A 16,391-nucleotide genomic window follows, 5' to 3' on the forward strand; every position below is an offset into this window, starting at 1 on the left:
CCCCCCCCCCCCCCCCCCCCCCCCCCCCCCCCCCCCCCCCCCCCCCCCCCCCCCCCCCCCCGCCCCCCCCCCCCCCCACGCCTCTTCTCGACATATGCGTGGCTTGTCGGCACAAAAAGAACAGTTCTCGGGAGCGGGGCAGCGCAGGTCACAGCGGGTCGCGGGAACCATTGCAGGCGAGTTACAGTGTCGCTCGACGTCCGGTACCCCACCCGAGGACTGGAACGGGAAGTCATGAGCATTGTTCTCCCCGCCGCGCCCGATCAGGACTGTGACCAGGGTTTCCGTCGTCCGATCGTCGCGCGGAGCCGAGCCGACCTGCGCGTCGCGCTCGACGAGGCGCCCAGCCGCGACCGACCGCCGACGGGCGAGCGACCGCCGCAGCCCGCCGACTCCGGCACCGGCACCGGCACCGGGTCCGGACGGCCGACCCGGGCGGTCGTCATGACGATGGGGGCGCTGCACGAGGGGCACGCGAGCCTGCTGCGGGCGGCGCGGGCGCAGGCCGACCAGGTGGTCGCGACCATCTACGTCAATCCGTTGCAGTTCGGCGCCGGTGAGGATCTGGACCGGTATCCGCGGACCCTCGAGGCCGATCTGGAGATCTGCGCCCGGGCGGGGGTGGATGTGGTGTTCGCGCCGAGCACGGTGCACGAGGTGCCGCCGCTGGTGCGGCTGAGCGCCGGCCCGCTCGGGGAGGTGCTGGAGGGGGCGTCCCGACCGGGCCACTTCGACGGGATGCTGACCCTGGTCGCCACCATGCTGCACCTGGTCCGTCCGGATCTGGCGTACTTCGGGCGCAAGGATGCCCAGCAGCTCGTCTGCATCCAGCGGATGGTCGCCGACCTGGCCTTCGGGGTGACCGTGATCGGGGTGGACACCGTCCGCGAACCCGACGGGCTGGCCCGCTCGAGCCGCAACGTCTATCTCACGCCCTCGCAGCGGCGCAGCGCGCTGGCCCTGTCGGCCGCCCTGCGCGCCGGGCACGCGGCGGCCCTCGCCGGGGGTGGGCCGCAGGCGGTGCTCGCGGCGGCACACGCCGTGCTCGACCCGGCGGACGGCGTCGAGATCGACTACCTCACCCTTGCCAACCCGAACGATCTCGGTCCGGTGCACAGCGGCCCGGCGCTGCTGCTCGTCGCGGCCCGGGTGGGCACCACCCGCCTGATCGACAACATCTCCCTTGTTCTCCCCGCCGACCGTCAGGGGGCCTGACCGTGTTGCGCACCATGCTGACCGCCAAGATCCATCGGGCCACGGTGACCCAGGCCGACCTGAACTACGTCGGCTCGGTCACGATCGACTCCGACCTGCTCGAGGCCGCGGACCTGCTGCCGGGCGAACAGGTGACGATCGTGGACATCAACAACGGGGCCCGGCTGGAGACCTATGCCATCCCGGGGCCCGCCGGCAGCGGTGTGATCGGCATCAACGGGGCGGCCGCCCGGCTCGTGCACCCCGGTGACCTGGTCATCATCATCGCCTACGGGATGATGGAGGACGCGGAGGCACGCCAGTACGTCCCCCGGGTGCTGTTCGTCGACGCCGAGAACCGGATCATCGAGCGGGGGGGCGACCCGGCCGAGGCGCTGCCTCATGATCCGTCCAGCCTGCGTGGCGACCTCCCGATGGCTGCCGCTGCCGCCGCCGTCCCGGCGAGTCGGACGGTCGTGGCGTCGCGGTGACCGTGCTGCCCTGCCGGCTCGGCGCGCCCCGCCCGGGGTGGAGCAGTGCCGCCGACATCGTCGTCATCGGGTCGGGGATCGCCGGCCTCACCGCGGTCCTGCACGCGCGCCGCGAGCTGCCCGCCGCCCGGGTGCTGCTGGTCACCAAGGCCCAGCTGGACGCCGGTTCCACCCGCTGGGCGCAGGGCGGAATCGCCGCGGCCCTGGCCGCCGAGGACTCGCCCGCCGACCATCTCGCCGACACCCTGGTCGCGGGGGTGGGGCTGTGCGACGTCGAGGCCGCCCGGGTGCTCGTCGACGAGGGGCCGGCCCGGGTCCGGGAGCTCGCCGCCCTCGGTGCGCAGTTCGACCTGGCCGCGGACGGCACGTTCGCGCTGACCCGCGAGGGCGGCCATCTGCGCAACCGGATCGTCCACGCCGGCGGGGACGCCACCGGTCTTGAGGTCGAACGCGCACTGATCGCCGCGGTGCGGGCGGACCCGGACGTCGAGGTGATCGAGAACGCCCTCGTCCTCGACCTGCTGCTGGACGCGGACGGTCGGGCCGCCGGGGCGACCCTGCACGTGCTCGGCGAGGGCAGCCAGGACGGCGTCGGCGCGGTCACCGCACCGCACGTGGTGCTCGCGACCGGCGGGATGGGGCAGATCTTCGCCTTCACGACGAACCCCGGGGTGTCCACCGGCGACGGGGTGGCGCTGGCGTTGCGCGCCGGCGCGGTGGTGGCGGACCTGGAGTTCGTCCAGTTCCACCCGACGGCACTGTGGCTGCCGACCACGGCGACCACGGCCGCGGTCGGCGGGGCGGGTACGGCGGGCTCCGCGGCCGCGGGGGTGGTCCAGCCGGGTGGCCAGCAGCCGCTGGTCAGCGAGGCGATGCGGGGCGAGGGCGCGATCCTGGTGGATGCGGCCGGCGGGCGGGTGATGGCCGGTGCGCATCCGCTGGCCGACCTCGCGCCGCGTGATGTCGTCGCCAAGCAGATGTCGCGGGTGATGGCCGCCCAGCAGGTTGATCATCTCTACCTGGACGCCCGGGGCCTCGGCGCCCGGATGATCGAGGGACGATTCCCGTCGATCACCGCCCGGTGCCGGTCGTTCGGTGTCGACCCGGTGACCATGCCGATCCCGGTGGCACCGGCCGCCCACTACGCCTCCGGCGGGGTCCGCACCGACCTGTGGGGACGCACCACCGTCCCCGGGTTGTACGCGTGCGGGGAGGTGGCGTGTACCGGTGTCCACGGCGCCAACCGCCTCGCGTCCAACAGCCTGCTCGAGGGGCTGGTCTTCGCCGCGCGGATCGCCACCCACATCGCCGGCCAGGCCGGCGGTGACATCAGGGGCGGGTCCGGCCGACGCCGTGACGCCGTTGCGGCCGCGCTGTCGGTCGGCCGCGGCAGCGGGCTGACCGACCCGGCCGAGCGGGCGGACCTCACCCGGACGATGACCGACGGTGCCGGCGTGCTGCGCAGCGCCGAGAGCCTGCGTTCGACCGCGAAGGTCCTGGCCGGTCTCGGTGACCTGCGGGTCAGCGGGGCGACGGTGACCGCGGGCCCACCCGCCTGGGAGATGACGAACCTGCGGACCGTCGCGACGGCCCTGGTGGCCGCCGCCGCCGCCCGCACCGAGACCCGCGGCTCACACTGGCGGGAGGACTTCGGCGAACGCGACGACGCCCACTGGCTCGGCCGGATCCTCACCCACCTCGGTCCGGAGGGCGAGCTCGTCGTCGACGTCGAACCCATCGAGCCTGCCCGCCCGGGGGCCGAGTCCACCCGGTCCGCGTCATGACCGGCCAGCTCATCCACGCCGGCCGGCTGTCCGTGGGCACCCGCAGCCAGCTCGCCACCGCCGGCCTCGATCCCGACCAGGTGGTCGCCGTCATCGGCCGCGCCCTGGCCGAGGACCTGCCCGGCTGGACGCCCGTCCCCACCGCCACCCCCACCGCCGCGTCAGGTCCGGCCGACGGTCACGCGGAACCGTCCGGCGCGGTCGATGCCACCTCGGCCGCGACCGTCGACGCGGCACTGGTCGGGCACGGCGCCCTGGTCAGCCGCGCGGCCGGGACGGTGGCGGGGCTGCCGGTCGTCGCCGCCGTGTTCGAAACCGTGCTCGGACCCACGGTGACCGTCACCCTCGTCGCCGCCGACGGGGACCAGGTCGCGCCCGGTCAGGCCGTGGCCCGGGTCAACGGCCCGGTGCGGGGCCTGCTGACCGCCGAGCGGACCGCGCTGAACCTGCTGTGTCATCTCAGCGGCGTCGCCACCCTCACCCGAGCCTGGGTGGACGCCGTCGCCGGCACCGGCGCGAAGATCCGCGACACCCGCAAGACGCTGCCCGGGCTGCGCGCGCTGGAGAAGTACGCGGTGCGCTGCGGCGGCGGCGTCAACCACCGGATGTCGCTAAGCGACGCCGCACTGATCAAGGACAACCACGTCGTGGCGGCCGGCGGGGTCACCGCGGCGTTCGCCGCGGTCCGGGCGCGGTTCCCGCAGCTGTCGGTCGAGGTCGAGTGCGACACCGTCGAGCAGGTCGCCGAGGCCGTCGCAGCCGGGGCCGACCTGATTCTGTGCGACAACATGGGCCTGCGGGAACTGCGCGCCGCGGTGGCGATCGCCCGCCCGGCCGGCGTGCGGCTCGAGGCGAGTGGTGGCCTGAGCCTCGCGGTGGCGGCGGACGTCGCGGCCACCGGGGTGGACTATCTTTCGGTCGGTGCGCTGACCCACTCGGCCCCTGTCCTGGACCTCGGCCTTGATCTGCAGGAGGCCTGATGCTGCTCGCCATCGACGTCGGTAACACCAACACCGTGGTCGGCGTGTTCGCCGACGAGACGCTCGTCGACTCGTGGCGGGTCCGCACCGACCCGCACTCCACCGCCGACGAGCTGGTGCTGCTCTACCGCGGTCTGCTGGGCGACTACCAGATCACCGGGGTGTCGATCTGCTCGACGGTGCCGGCGGCGCTGCGTGAGCTGCGCCGGATGGTCGTGCGGGCCTACCGTGATCTGCCGGTGGTCATCGTCGAACCCGGCACCCGCACCGGCGTGCCCATCCTCATCGACAACCCGAAGGAAGCCGGCGCCGACCGGATCATGAACACGCTCGCCGCCTACCACCTGTACGGCGGTCCGGCGATCGTGGTCGATTTCGGCACGTCGACGAACCTGGACGTCGTCTCCGAGCGCGGCGAGTTCGTCGGTGGGGCACTCGCTCCCGGCATCGAGATCGCCCTGGACGCGCTGGCCTCCCGGGCCGCCCAGCTGCGCAAGGTGGAGCTCACCCCGCCGCGCTCGGTGATCGGTCGGGGCACCGTCGAGGCACTGCAGTCCGGCATGATCTACGGCGTCGCCGGGCAGGTGGACGGGCTGGTCCGCCGGATCCGGGCGGAACTCGGCACGCATGCGACCGCGATCGCGACCGGTGGACTCGCCTCGCTGGTGCTGAAGGAAAGCGAAACACTCGATCAGCACGAACCGCACCTGACTCTCATCGGCCTGCGGCTGGTGTTCGAGAAGAACACCTGATTCCGACCGTCGGGCACCCGACATCGGGCAGGATCCGCAGGTGCAGGGCCCACGCGACCAGTTACTATTCGAAGCTATGCGGGACCGAGAAGTGGCGACCTGCTCCGGGCGCCGGCTCGGTCGCCGAGCATTTGTTGACAGGTTCACCAACCGGCCCGTTCGACTCATCCTTGTGCTGGTGATTTCCGCCATCACCGGCATGGTGTCCGCCGGGTGGAGCGAGCCGGCGCACGCCGCCGCGCAGCCCGCCCATCGGACCCTCGCGGCGCTGGGTGACTCGTACTCCTCCGGCGAGGGCACCCCGCCGTTCGACACCGTCGATCCCCGCTGCCGGCACAGCACCCAGGCCTGGCCGCGGCTGCTGACCACCCTCGACCCGTCGATCTCGCTCGACGTGTTCGCCGCCTGCGCCGGGGCGACCACCAGGGCGCTGAGCTCCTCCTTTCGGGGTGAACCGCCCCAGCTCACCCAGCTGCGGCAGGCCGCTCCGGCGCCGGACATCGTCACCATCACGATCGGCGGCAACGACGCCGGATTCAGCCGCGTCGTGGTGAGCTGCTACACCTGGAAATGTTTCTGGACCGGAAACGACAAGTACGAGCGCGACTACATCAACAAGGAACTTCCCGACATTCTTGTAGCCAGCTACCAGGACCTGAAGACGGCCGCCCCGGATGCCCGGATACTCGTCGTCGGCTATCCGAGCATCATCCCGTCCAGCCAGAGCAAAAACACCTGCCACTGGCTCAGCAACACCGAGCGCGGCCAGCTGACCAGCCTCAACAGCCTGTTGAACCAGGTGATCCGGCGATCGGCGGCCAAGGCGGACGTCGAGTACGTTTCGACGGACCGTGCACTGCGCGGGCACGAGATGTGCACGAAGGACTCCTGGGTCGCCCCGATCAGCGTGTTCGGCCCGGACCGCGACCTCAGCGCCCATCCGAACGCGGACGGCCAGCAGGCGATCGCGAAGGCGGTGAGCCGGTACCTGGACGTCCACGACCGCTGATCGGGCCGGTCCGGTCGGGAGGTGCCGTCCGGCACGGGCAGCGAGAATCACATACGTTCCTGCGTACCGGCGACCAGGCCGAGTCACGGCCCCGCTCGACAGGCCCGCGACGCTCCCCGCATGATCGCCGGGTGTCACCCGCCGGTCGCATCGGATGAGGTTCGTCACATCGGCCTGCGGTCGCGCCCACCGTGGTCCGCACCCCGAAGGACCGCCACGTGCAACGTGGCAGCCCCGGCGGCCATGGTGGCGGGACGACACGTGGCACCTCCGGCGCCGACCGTTTGACAGAGTCATGAAGTTAGCTTTACCTAACTTCATGCTCCTTCCCTCGTCGCTGTCGACACCCGCGCGGGAGCCGATCGCCGCAGGCGCGACCACGCCCCGGGGCGGCCACCCGGCTGGCGCCGCGGGCTGGCAGGTCCCGGCTGCGGTCGCCGAGTCCCTGGCGCCCCGCGGGCTCCACCTCGGCGTGCCAGACGGGCCGCCGTGGGTGAGCTGTGCCGAGCTGGCCACCCCGGCCGGGGTGGCCGGGTCGCTGGCCCGGGTCAGGCGGGCCAACCCGGGTGCGAGCGCCGAGGTCGCCGCCAGCTATCTGGCCAACTGGTACACGGCGGCCGTCGTCGGTCCGGCCATCGCGTTGTACGTCCTGGTGCGACGGGTGCCGGACCTCGCCCCGGCACAGCTGGCCCTGAGCGTCCCGGACAGCGGCTGGTTCGACCGGACCGCGCTGTACCGCCCGGTCGCGGCGGCCCTCGCCAACGACCCCCTCGCCGCCGGCATCACCCCGGCCACGCCCGGCCTCGGCGCGTCCCAGGGCGGTCTCCGCGGCCCGACGGCCCCTGCCGGTGCTCCAGCCGCCGTTCCAGCCCCCGCCTGCACGGGGGACGGCTTCGGTGCCGGTCCGGACGGCGGGATCCGGGTGGTCGAGGATGCGGCCGCCCTGCGCACGGTCCTGGTCGAGGAGATCCTGGCGCATCTCGACCCGTTCCTGCGGGAGCTGCGGGCCATGGTGCGCCTGGGCCGGCCGGCGCTGTGGGGGGCGGCGGCGGCCCAGTGCGCGCGGGCCTTCCTGCTCACCGAGCGAGCCACCGGGGATCCCGCGGCCGGGCGGGACGAGGCCGATGCCTTCTTCGCGCTGGCGACGCCGACGATGCTTGCCCGCCCGCGGTGGCAGGAGTTCGTCCACCGCGGGCGGACCTACGTCGGCATGCGCCGCGGCTCCTGCTGCCTGGCCCACCGGCTGGACGCGGAGTACTGCACCACCTGCCCGTTCACCGGCGACGCGGATCGGGAGCAGCGGATGCGCGCCTGGATAGATACTCAGGGTGATGGTGGTCTGGCTGTATGAGACAACATCAGGGCACCCATCGGCATCAGCACACGTAAAGTAGTAGGGCGACGGCAGGCGCATCCGGCGAGGTCGTCGCGAGATCCGCTCTGATGCGGTCACCCTTTGAAGTTTAATAACTACAAAATACTTCATTTATGATATGCACCACATTTTGGTGCAGCCGGGCATGCGCTACCGTCGGTCACGATGGGCGGGGCGGCGAGAGCGCCTACGGGGCCCTGCGCCCGGGGTGGCACCGGCGCCGTCCGGCACGAGTCGTTCTGCTCTTGGCGGAACGACGTGACGGAATCATGGCTGGTCGGCCACGGTTGCCCTAAGCGTCTCCGCTGGTCGTGCCGGCCTTTGCGCCGGTCGTCCGGGCTCAACGAAGAGGTCGGAGCCGGCGGGTAGGTTTCTGTTCGATGCGTGAGGACATGCCTCGGCGGAGCTAGCATGCGGATACCGGCTGTCGTGTGGTCGGTCGCAGCTCGAAGGAGCGCACATGTTCGAGAGATTCACCGACCGGGCACGTCGGGTCGTCGTCCTGGCCCAAGAAGAGGCCAGGATGCTCAACCACAACTACATCGGGACCGAGCACATCCTGCTCGGACTGATCCACGAGGGTGAGGGCGTCGCCGCCAAGGCCCTCGAGTCCCTCGGCATCTCCCTTGAGGGTGTGCGGTCCCAGGTCGAAGAGATCATCGGCCAGGGCCAGCAGGCGCCGAGCGGGCACATCCCGTTCACGCCGCGCGCGAAGAAGGTTCTGGAGCTGTCGCTTCGGGAAGCCCTCCAGCTCGGCCACAACTACATCGGGACCGAGCACATCCTGCTCGGCCTCATCCGCGAGGGCGAGGGTGTCGCCGCCCAGGTGCTCGTCAAGCTCGGCGCGGACCTCAACCGCGTGCGCCAGCAGGTCATCCAGCTCCTGTCCGGCTACCAGGGCAAGGGCGAGACGGCGACCTCCGGCGCGCCCGCCGAGGGCACCCCGTCCACCTCGCTGGTGCTCGACCAGTTCGGCCGCAACCTCACCGCGGCGGCGCGCGAGTCCAAACTCGACCCGGTCATCGGGCGCGAGAAGGAGATCGAGCGCGTCATGCAGGTGCTGTCGCGTCGTACCAAGAACAACCCGGTACTGATCGGCGAGCCCGGCGTCGGCAAGACCGCCGTGGTCGAGGGCCTGGCGCAGGCGATCGTCAAGGGCGAGGTGCCCGAGACCCTCAAGGACAAGCAGCTCTACACCCTCGATCTCGGCGCTCTGGTCGCCGGGTCCCGCTACCGCGGTGACTTCGAGGAGCGGCTGAAGAAGGTCCTCAAGGAGATCCGCACCCGCGGCGACATCATCCTGTTCATCGACGAGCTGCACACGCTGGTCGGCGCGGGTGCCGCCGAGGGCGCGATCGACGCCGCCTCCATCCTCAAGCCGATGCTGGCCCGCGGTGAGCTGCAGACCATCGGCGCCACCACACTCGACGAGTACCGCAAGCACCTGGAGAAGGACGCGGCCCTCGAGCGCCGCTTCCAGCCGATCCAGGTTGCGGAGCCCTCGGTGGCGCACACCATCGAGATCCTCAAGGGCCTGCGCGACCGGTACGAGGCGCACCACCGGGTGTCGATCACCGACGCCGCCCTGGTCGCCGCCGCGTCGCTGGCCGACCGGTACATCTCCGACCGCTTCCTGCCGGACAAGGCGATCGACCTGATCGACGAGGCCGGCTCCCGGATGCGCATCCGCCGGATGACCGCCCCGCCGGACCTGCGCGAGTTCGACGAGCGCATCGCGAACGTCCGTCGGGACAAGGAGTCCGCGATCGACGCGCAGGACTTCGAGAAGGCCGCCTCGCTGCGCGACAAGGAGAAGACCCTCCTGTCGGAGAAGGCCAAGCGGGAGAAGGAATGGAAGGCCGGCGACATGGACGTCGTCGCCGAGGTGGGCGACGAGGAGATCGCCGAGGTCCTGGCCATCTGGACGGGCATCCCGGTCTTCAAGCTCACCGAGGAGGAGACCGCGCGTCTGCTGCGCATGGAGGACGAGCTGCACAAGCGCGTCATCGGCCAGCAGCAGGCCATCAAGGCCGTCTCCCAGGCGATCCGGCGCACCCGCGCGGGCCTGAAGGACCCCAAGCGTCCCGGTGGCTCGTTCATCTTCGCCGGCCCGTCCGGTGTCGGTAAGACCGAGCTGTCCAAGACGCTCGCCGAGTTCCTCTTCGGCGACGAGGACTCCCTCATCCAGCTCGACATGTCCGAGTACATGGAGAAGCACACCGTCTCGCGACTGGTGGGCTCCCCGCCCGGCTATGTCGGCTACGAGGAGGGTGGCCAGCTCACCGAGCGGGTCCGCCGCAAGCCGTTCTCGGTCGTCCTGTTCGACGAGGTCGAGAAGGCGCACCCCGACGTCTTCAACACGCTCCTGCAGATCCTGGAGGACGGTCGCCTGACCGACTCCCAGGGCCGGCTGGTCGACTTCAAGAACACCGTTCTGATCATGACGTCGAACCTGGGCACCCGCGACATCTCCAAGGGCCCGGGCATCGGCTTCGCCACCGGTCAGGGCGCGGTCGACTACGAGCGGATGAAGGCCAAGGTCCAGGACGAGCTCAAGCAGCACTTCCGGCCCGAGTTCCTTAACCGGATCGACGACATCATCGTCTTCCACCAGCTGTCCGAGGTCGAGATCATCCAGATCGTCGATCTCATGCTGGCCCGGGTCGACATCCAGCTCAAGAACAAGGACATGGCCCTCGAGCTCACCTCGGCGGCCAAGGCGCTGCTGGCGAAGAAGGGCTACGACCCGGTGCTCGGCGCCCGGCCGCTGCGCCGCACGATCCAGCGGGAGATCGAGGACGTCCTGTCCGAGAAGATCCTGTACGGCACGCTGAAGCCGGGCGAGATCGTCGTCGGTGACGTCGAAGGCGAGGGAGAGGACGCCAAGTTCATCTTCCGCGGCGAGACGAAGCCGGTCGAGGTGCCCGACGCCCCGCCGGTCGACCTGGCCAAGTCCAGCGAATAGGGCTGCTTTCAGCAGGTAAGTAGATCACCGTGGCCTGAGCCCCGGAGCCTCCCTGAGGTTTCCGGGGCTCAGTCACAGGTGGTGGCGCCCGGCCGCGGTCCACCCCGGGCGGAACCGACCCGGGCGGGCGGAGCGGGGGCGACCCGTCAGCGGTAGGCGTTCCAGCCGAGGCTCGCCGCCAGGCCCAGGGCGGCCAGGCCGATCAGGGCCCGAAGCAGGCCGGCCGGCAGCCGTCGCACGATCAGCGGCCCGATCGCCCCGCCGACCAGCAGGCCGGCCGCCAACGGCAGGACCGCCAGCCACCGCACCGGTCCGAACAGCGCGAACACCACCGCGGCGACCACGTTCGCGAACCCCGACACAACGTTCTTCAGCGCGTTCACCCGAGCCAGCGGCTCCGGGATCGCCACGGCGAGCGCGGCCAACAGCGCGATCCCCCCGCCGGCGCCAAAATAGCCCAGGTAGACGCCGGTGAGCACGACCAGCGCGAGGATCACCCGCCCACCCTCGGCCGCGTCCGGGGCCCGGCGCGCAAGAATCCACGGCTGCAGCCACAGCACCACCGCGGAGCCCGCGATCAGCACCGGCACCACCCGTTCGAAGGCGGACGCGGGCAGCGCGAGCAGCAGCGCGGCCCCGGCTGCCCCGCCAGCGAACATCGCCGCGCCGTACCGGCCGATCCGGGCACCCTGGCCGACGAGCTCCGGACGCGATCCAAGACCCGCCCCGACCGCGACGAACAGCAACGCGGACGTATTGGTGACATTCGCGGCCAACGGCGACAGGCCGGCCGCCAGCAGCGCCGGATACGACACCAGCGAGGCCAGCCCGGCCACGGTGCTGGTGATGCCGGCGAGCACCCCCGCACCGATCAACAGCAGCACGTCGCCGGCGGTCATCGTTCCTCTCGAGCAGAGTCACACGGCCAGATCGAAACCGTCCGCCGATGACATCCAACGCATCGTCGAGCTCGGACGTAACCTCGCAGGACGGACATCACGTCGGGTGGGTGCGCGCGGAACGCTCAGAACGCGGCGGGAACGAAACATCGGGAACGGGATCTATGGGAACATGGCGGCTGCCCGGCAGGCGTTCCGGGCCGGGACCGCGACCATCATCGGCCACGTCACCGGCCGAGTCCGCCGGCCGGCCGGCTGAGGCTCGCGCCGAGACCGCCGAGCCGAAGGCCAGGACAGTCGAACCGCTGACCGAGACCACCGGATCGGGCGCTGCTGCGGCTACCGGCCCCCGGGGCGTCCACCTGACCTTCGGCGCGGATCCCGCAACAACGGTGGTCATCTCCTGGCTGGCACCGCCCCCGAATCCGGACGCGGCCGATGTGCCGTCGGTCCGCTACTCCCCCGCGCCGCCCCAGACCGTGGCGGCACAGACCGTGGCGGCACAGACCGTGGCGGCACAGTGCAGGTCCTACCGTGACGCGCGGGTGGACACGGTGGTGCATGTCTGCCATGGCACCCTGGCGGGCCTACGTCCGGACACTACCTACACCTACACGATCGTCGGGTCCGGTGAGCCCTCGTCGGACCCGGTTACGGGCGTAGCGGCGGCTGAGGCTGCGGCAGCCGGCCCGGGGTCGGGCTGGTTTCGCACCGCGCCGGCCGGACGGGCACCGTTCTCGTTCGCCTTTCTCGCCGACCAGGGCACGAACCGTCCGGGCGACCCGTTCGGCTCACCCGCCGCCGGCCACACGGTGGCGGCCATCGAGCGGCAGGCGCCGATGTTCGCCGTCGTCGGCGGGGATCTGTCGTATGCCAACATCCGGGACGATCCGGTGCGGTCCTGGGCAGACTGGTTCGAAATGATCAGCGCGTCCGCGACGTCCCGGCCGTGGATGCCCTGTCTTGGCAACCACGAGATCGAGCGGGGCAACGGCGCGCTCGGTGTCGCCGCCTACCAGACCTACTTCCAGCTGCCGGATCACGGAGACGAAAGCTACCTGGCCGGGCTCTGGTACGCGATCACTGTCGGCTCGCTGCGGCTCGTGGTGCTTGCCGCCGACGACGTCTGCCTACAGGACGGCAGCCCGGTGCGCCTGCACGGGATCAGCGCCGGCCGGCAGACCGCGTGGCTCGCCCGCACCCTGGCCCAGGCACGCGCCGACCCGGCCATCGACTGGATCGTCGTGGTCATGCACCAGGCCATGATGTCGACCTCGGCGTCGCATCACGGCGCGGACCTGGGCATCCGTGCGGCCTGGCGACCGCTGTTCGACCAGTTCGACGTCGACCTCGTACTGCACGGGCACGAGCATCACTACGAGCGCAGCCATCCGGTGCGCGGCCACGTTCCCGACAGTCCCATGCTGACCCCACTACCGGTCCCGGCCGCTGTCCTTACCCGGTCCGGCGACAAGGCCGGCGGCGGGCCAGCCGGCAGGGGCGGACCGGTCGGCGGGGACGGACCGGTCGGCGGCGGCGGTCGCAACGACGGGGGCGAAGGATGGGACGGCGAGGTCGTGGACGCCACCGCTGGCACCGTCCATCTGCTGGTGGGTACCGGCGGATCGTCGTCGCCGACGGCCGGCAACCTGCTCGATCCGCCGGCCGGACGGGTGATCATCGACCTGCGTGACCCCGATCCCGGACGCCGGCGGCGGCGCTCGATCCATGCCGTGGAACCGGCGGACTGGCTGGCCTTCCGGGCCCGGGAACACCCATACGCGTTCGCACTGATCGATCTCGACCCGGGCGAACCAGGCGGAACGACGAGCCTGCGCATCTCGATACTCGACTCGAGTTCGCCGGACCCGAGCCCCGTCCCGATCGACCGTGTCACCTTGGTCCGTCCACGCGCGGACGGGTAGCCCACCGCGCCCGGCATTCTCCGCACCCGCGTGCAGTCGATCAGAAGTGGATCCCGTCGCCCGCCTCGGAATCCGTGGCCGGCCGCTGCACATGCCGCTGCACGGGCAAATACCGACCCGGCCAGACCAGTGCCACCAAGCGGGTCGGTACGCGGGGAAATCCCGGCCATAAGGCCCTGCCCATGGCGTTGAAGCGCGTCATCCTCGGCGTGCCAGCGCTTCACGGCCAGCTTCCGATGATTTTTTCTCCTTTCTCTGGACGGCAGCCAGCTCCAGGAATTACCTTTCGCCAGGTACCAGTAATCAACTAACTACACGATCAGCGTCGCGGTCGGGACATGCCCCGGGGGGACAATCATTGGCCAGTGACCACGCAACGGCACAGCAGGATCCGCACACCGGACCTGTCCGGGCAATGACCGATGCCTATTGCGCGCCCATATTTCCGGATCACGATCCGTACCGATCACAAAGGTCTCGCCAGCAGAACTGCGGGCTGGCCGGGGTCTGCCATGGGTGAGACACCGTCCACATCCCAGGACCAGCCCCCAGGAAGGGGCCACGGCCGACCCCCGGTTCAGGGCCCGATTCCGAGCCCGGTGGCCATCGTTGATCTCCGCGAGCGCCGGCCCGATTGGGGGCTGCGGCAGGCTGTTGACCTGCCACTTTCCCCCCGCCTCGTGCTGGTGGACACAGCTTCGGCAGCGCTGGGGGCCCGCCACGGTGAGCTCACCGCACTGCTGGCCGAGCGCGAGGTCGGGTCGGTGCTGCTCGTCCTGGTCGAGCCAGCGGCCACCCGCACACCGGACCAGTCCCGTGATCACCCGTCCGACCACACGGTCGAGGCGGACGACCAGCCCGACCTCGACGCCCACTACGACCCCGATCTTTATGCCTTCCTCGAGGTCGGCCCGGACGAGCTGATCACCTCCGGCCCGCCCGCGGCCTCACCCGCCGCCACCCGGACCGACACCCCCCGGGTGGACCCCGCACCGACCCACCCGGTCGCGGCGGCCACAACCCAGCCGGACGCAACCCAGCCAGTCACAACCCGGCCGGACACGGCACCGGCGGACCACTGTGCGACCGGCGGCGACGATGCCCTGCTGACGATGCTCGACGGGCTGCGCGCACCGGAGGTCTTCGACCGGTTCCACCGGGCTGCCTCGGCAGTACCGGGGCGTCTCGTTCTGCCCGGCATCGGCGCCGTCGTCCACCAGCTCCCCGAGCAACCACCGCACGACGTGCGACAGCACGCCGCCGGGCGGCCCGGTCTGGCCCGGCGAGTTCCACGAAACCGGCTCCGTCGCCTCTACCCCCTGCTGCCGGCCCGGATCCGACGCTTCGCCCCGCTCCCCGCCGGCGGTGCCGATCTCGGCGGCGGTGTGGGTCCGGCTGGCGAGGCAGGAGACGACCGCCCCGACCACGACCCCACCCGCTGCCGCTGATGACCAGGCCCAGCCGCTGCGGCGGCCCGACCGGACCCGACCTTTCATGATCGGTGATCCGACCGTGCCGACCCCAGCAGGCCGGGCACCCGACGCGACCCGCATCGACCAGGTGGTCTACGTCTGGTCCCGCCAGCCACGGACCGGCATGCAGGGTTTCTTCCCCGTCGCGAGCTCGCTGGGATCGCCGGCGGCTCGTTCCTGGGACGGTCTGCCCGCCAGCCACCTGCTGGCCGAGAACGCTTCGACCACCGACGCGATGGCGTCGCTCGCCTACGTCACCGGCCCGGCCGAGCCCGGGGCGGTGGTTCTCGACCCGGCGTCCGGCCTGGCGCCGGAGCGGGCGGCGCTCGTGCATCGTGTCCGGGTGCCTCGGCGCAGCGGCACCGGCCCCGGCCGGTTGCGGGCACACGTCCTGACCGGTCGGGCGGACCAACTGACCGAACGAGTGGCACTGGCACTGCACGCGGCGGGGGCCGGTCGGGCCGAGGCACCCCGCGCGTCAACCCGTCTCACCCCGCTTCACCTGCCTGATCTCACTGCGACGCGCCGGATCGGGGAACGTGCGCTGCGCCAGGCCGCGCGGGTTCCCTCCCGTCGGCACCGACTGACCAATGTGATCGCCGCAGTCCTCACCTCCTCCGGCGCGGGGCACCCGTTCGCGATCTCGCACACGGGTAACGAGGAGGCGGTCACGCTGATGTGGGCGTTGATCGAACTGCTCGAGGAGGTCCTTCCCTATCGTCTGACCTTCGTCTCCCGGATGACGTCGGCCCTCGCCCGGGACGGGCGCCCTGACCGGCACCCGCCGGAACTCGGGCCGGCCGAGCCGGCCGAGCCGGCCGAGCCGATCGAGCGGATCTCCGCGCCGACTGCCGGGCCGCGGTTCCAGTTCGCCCTGCGCCCGCCGCGGTCCGAACCCGGCTCCTCGCGGGCGATGATTCACGTGGATCCACGTCTGCCACCGCGAACCGCGCCGATCATCCAGACGGCCGCGGGCGTTCTGACGACCGTCTACAGCCACAGTGGGATGCGTGGGATCGCCGGCCTGCTGGCTGTGGTCGGCCCGGAGCCCTTCGACGTCGACGAGCCCGCGCGGTGGAGCCATCGCCTCGTCATGGCGGCCCGGACCCCCACGGCGCTCCCCCCACCCCCCGACCGGACCATCCCGCCGCCGGCCGCTGCGCCCTGGAGCGACCCGCCAGCTGAGCGACCCGACTCCGCGGCCCAGACCGTCGGTGTGGACGAGCGACACAACCCACCGGTCCAGGCCGTCGGGGCGTACGTGCGCGACGCCTACACCCGGCTGCTCGCCCGGCCCGAGACCGGCGATGGGGCGGCCACCGGATCCGGCGAGCCGGACCCGACCCGCCGGCTGATCACCGTGCTGACCGCTCCGGTCGGTCTGCCCCCGGATCTGCCCGGCGCCGAGCGACTACGCGGCCAGCTTCGCCGGCTTGCCGGCCTGCTGCACCGACCGGTCGCGGATGACCGGTCGTCGTCGCGTCGGGCCTCGCCGTCGGGCGTCTGGCTCTCCACCCGGAAGTGGCCGCCGCAGGACTCCTCACG

Annotated in this window: 11 protein-coding genes and 1 pseudogene; 11 read left to right on the top strand and 1 reads right to left on the bottom strand. The window is 71.6% G+C overall.

From position 1 onward, the window contains the following. Positions 1-234: 234 nt before the first annotated feature. The 8 genes from panC (at position 235) to ND747_RS12675 (ending at position 10,550) form a co-directional block, all read left to right on the top strand. Positions 235-1,215 (top strand): pantoate--beta-alanine ligase, encoded by a 981-nt coding sequence (gene panC, locus ND747_RS12640; RefSeq protein WP_251733726.1) that lies wholly within the window; start codon positions 235-237, stop codon positions 1,213-1,215. Positions 1,216-1,217: 2 nt separating this feature from the next. Beyond that, positions 1,218-1,685 carry an aspartate 1-decarboxylase gene (panD, locus tag ND747_RS12645; RefSeq protein ID WP_251733727.1) on the top strand — a complete coding sequence of 156 codons (468 nt, stop codon included), beginning with the start codon at positions 1,218-1,220 and terminating at the stop codon, positions 1,683-1,685. Continuing rightward, the gene (locus ND747_RS12650; protein WP_251733728.1) at positions 1,682-3,469 is read left to right on the top strand and encodes an L-aspartate oxidase; all 1,788 of its coding nucleotides are present in this window, start codon (positions 1,682-1,684) and stop codon (positions 3,467-3,469) included. Before panD ends, ND747_RS12650 begins: the two co-directional genes overlap by 4 nt. Next, on the top strand, positions 3,466-4,449 hold the full coding sequence (gene nadC, locus ND747_RS12655; protein WP_251733729.1) for a carboxylating nicotinate-nucleotide diphosphorylase: 984 nt from the start codon (positions 3,466-3,468) through the stop codon (positions 4,447-4,449). The genes ND747_RS12650 and nadC overlap by 4 nt, the downstream gene beginning before the upstream one ends. Next, positions 4,449-5,201: a type III pantothenate kinase gene (locus ND747_RS12660; RefSeq protein ID WP_251733730.1), complete on the top strand. Its 753-nt coding sequence runs from the start codon at positions 4,449-4,451 to the stop codon at positions 5,199-5,201. The genes nadC and ND747_RS12660 overlap by 1 nt, the downstream gene beginning before the upstream one ends. 91 nt (positions 5,202-5,292) lie before the next feature. Continuing rightward, positions 5,293-6,210, top strand: coding sequence for an SGNH/GDSL hydrolase family protein (locus ND747_RS12665; RefSeq protein ID WP_251733731.1), 918 nt, complete (start codon positions 5,293-5,295; stop codon positions 6,208-6,210). Positions 6,211-6,529: 319 nt separating this feature from the next. Next, positions 6,530-7,561 carry a (2Fe-2S)-binding protein gene (locus tag ND747_RS12670; protein ID WP_251733732.1) on the top strand — a complete coding sequence of 344 codons (1,032 nt, stop codon included), beginning with the start codon at positions 6,530-6,532 and terminating at the stop codon, positions 7,559-7,561. A gap of 484 nt (positions 7,562-8,045) precedes the next feature. Then, positions 8,046-10,550 (top strand): ATP-dependent Clp protease ATP-binding subunit, encoded by a 2,505-nt coding sequence (locus ND747_RS12675; protein ID WP_251733733.1) that lies wholly within the window; start codon positions 8,046-8,048, stop codon positions 10,548-10,550. A gap of 146 nt (positions 10,551-10,696) precedes the next feature. Here the strand turns inward: ND747_RS12675 and ND747_RS12680 are convergent, their stop codons facing one another. Then, entirely contained in the window at positions 10,697-11,449 is a 753-nt protein-coding gene (locus ND747_RS12680) for a sulfite exporter TauE/SafE family protein (protein ID WP_251733734.1), read from the bottom strand. A gap of 164 nt (positions 11,450-11,613) precedes the next feature. Between ND747_RS12680 and ND747_RS12685 the strand changes: the two genes are divergently transcribed. The 3 genes and pseudogenes from ND747_RS12685 to ND747_RS12695 form a co-directional block, all read left to right on the top strand. Next, on the top strand, positions 11,614-13,374 hold the full coding sequence (locus tag ND747_RS12685; RefSeq protein ID WP_251733735.1) for a metallophosphoesterase family protein: 1,761 nt from the start codon (positions 11,614-11,616) through the stop codon (positions 13,372-13,374). A 599-nt stretch (positions 13,375-13,973) separates the two neighbouring features. Beyond that, a complete protein-coding gene (locus tag ND747_RS12690) occupies positions 13,974-14,822 on the top strand; it encodes a hypothetical protein (RefSeq protein WP_251733736.1) in 849 nt (282 codons plus the stop codon). Positions 14,823-14,886: 64 nt separating this feature from the next. Next, positions 14,887-16,391: pseudogene (locus ND747_RS12695) on the top strand (hypothetical protein); the annotation flags it as partial.

Source organism: Frankia sp. R82 (assembly GCF_023716925.1).
Classification (GTDB): Bacteria; Actinomycetota; Actinomycetes; order Frankiales; family Frankiaceae; genus Frankia.

Excerpts from the sequence above, each read along its gene's own strand:
- ND747_RS12675 (WP_251733733.1), top strand. The coding sequence starts at position 8,046 with ATGTTCGAGAGATTCACCGACCGGGCACGTCGGGTCGTCGTCCTGGCC.
- ND747_RS12660 (WP_251733730.1), top strand. The coding sequence starts at position 4,449 with ATGCTGCTCGCCATCGACGTCGGTAACACCAACACCGTGGTCGGCGTG.
- ND747_RS12670 (WP_251733732.1), top strand. The coding sequence starts at position 6,530 with ATGCTCCTTCCCTCGTCGCTGTCGACACCCGCGCGGGAGCCGATCGCC.
- ND747_RS12685 (WP_251733735.1), top strand. The coding sequence starts at position 11,614 with ATGGGAACATGGCGGCTGCCCGGCAGGCGTTCCGGGCCGGGACCGCGA.
- nadC (WP_251733729.1), top strand. The coding sequence starts at position 3,466 with ATGACCGGCCAGCTCATCCACGCCGGCCGGCTGTCCGTGGGCACCCGC.
- panC (WP_251733726.1), top strand. The coding sequence starts at position 235 with ATGAGCATTGTTCTCCCCGCCGCGCCCGATCAGGACTGTGACCAGGGT.
- ND747_RS12680 (WP_251733734.1), bottom strand. The coding sequence starts at position 11,449 with ATGACCGCCGGCGACGTGCTGCTGTTGATCGGTGCGGGGGTGCTCGCC.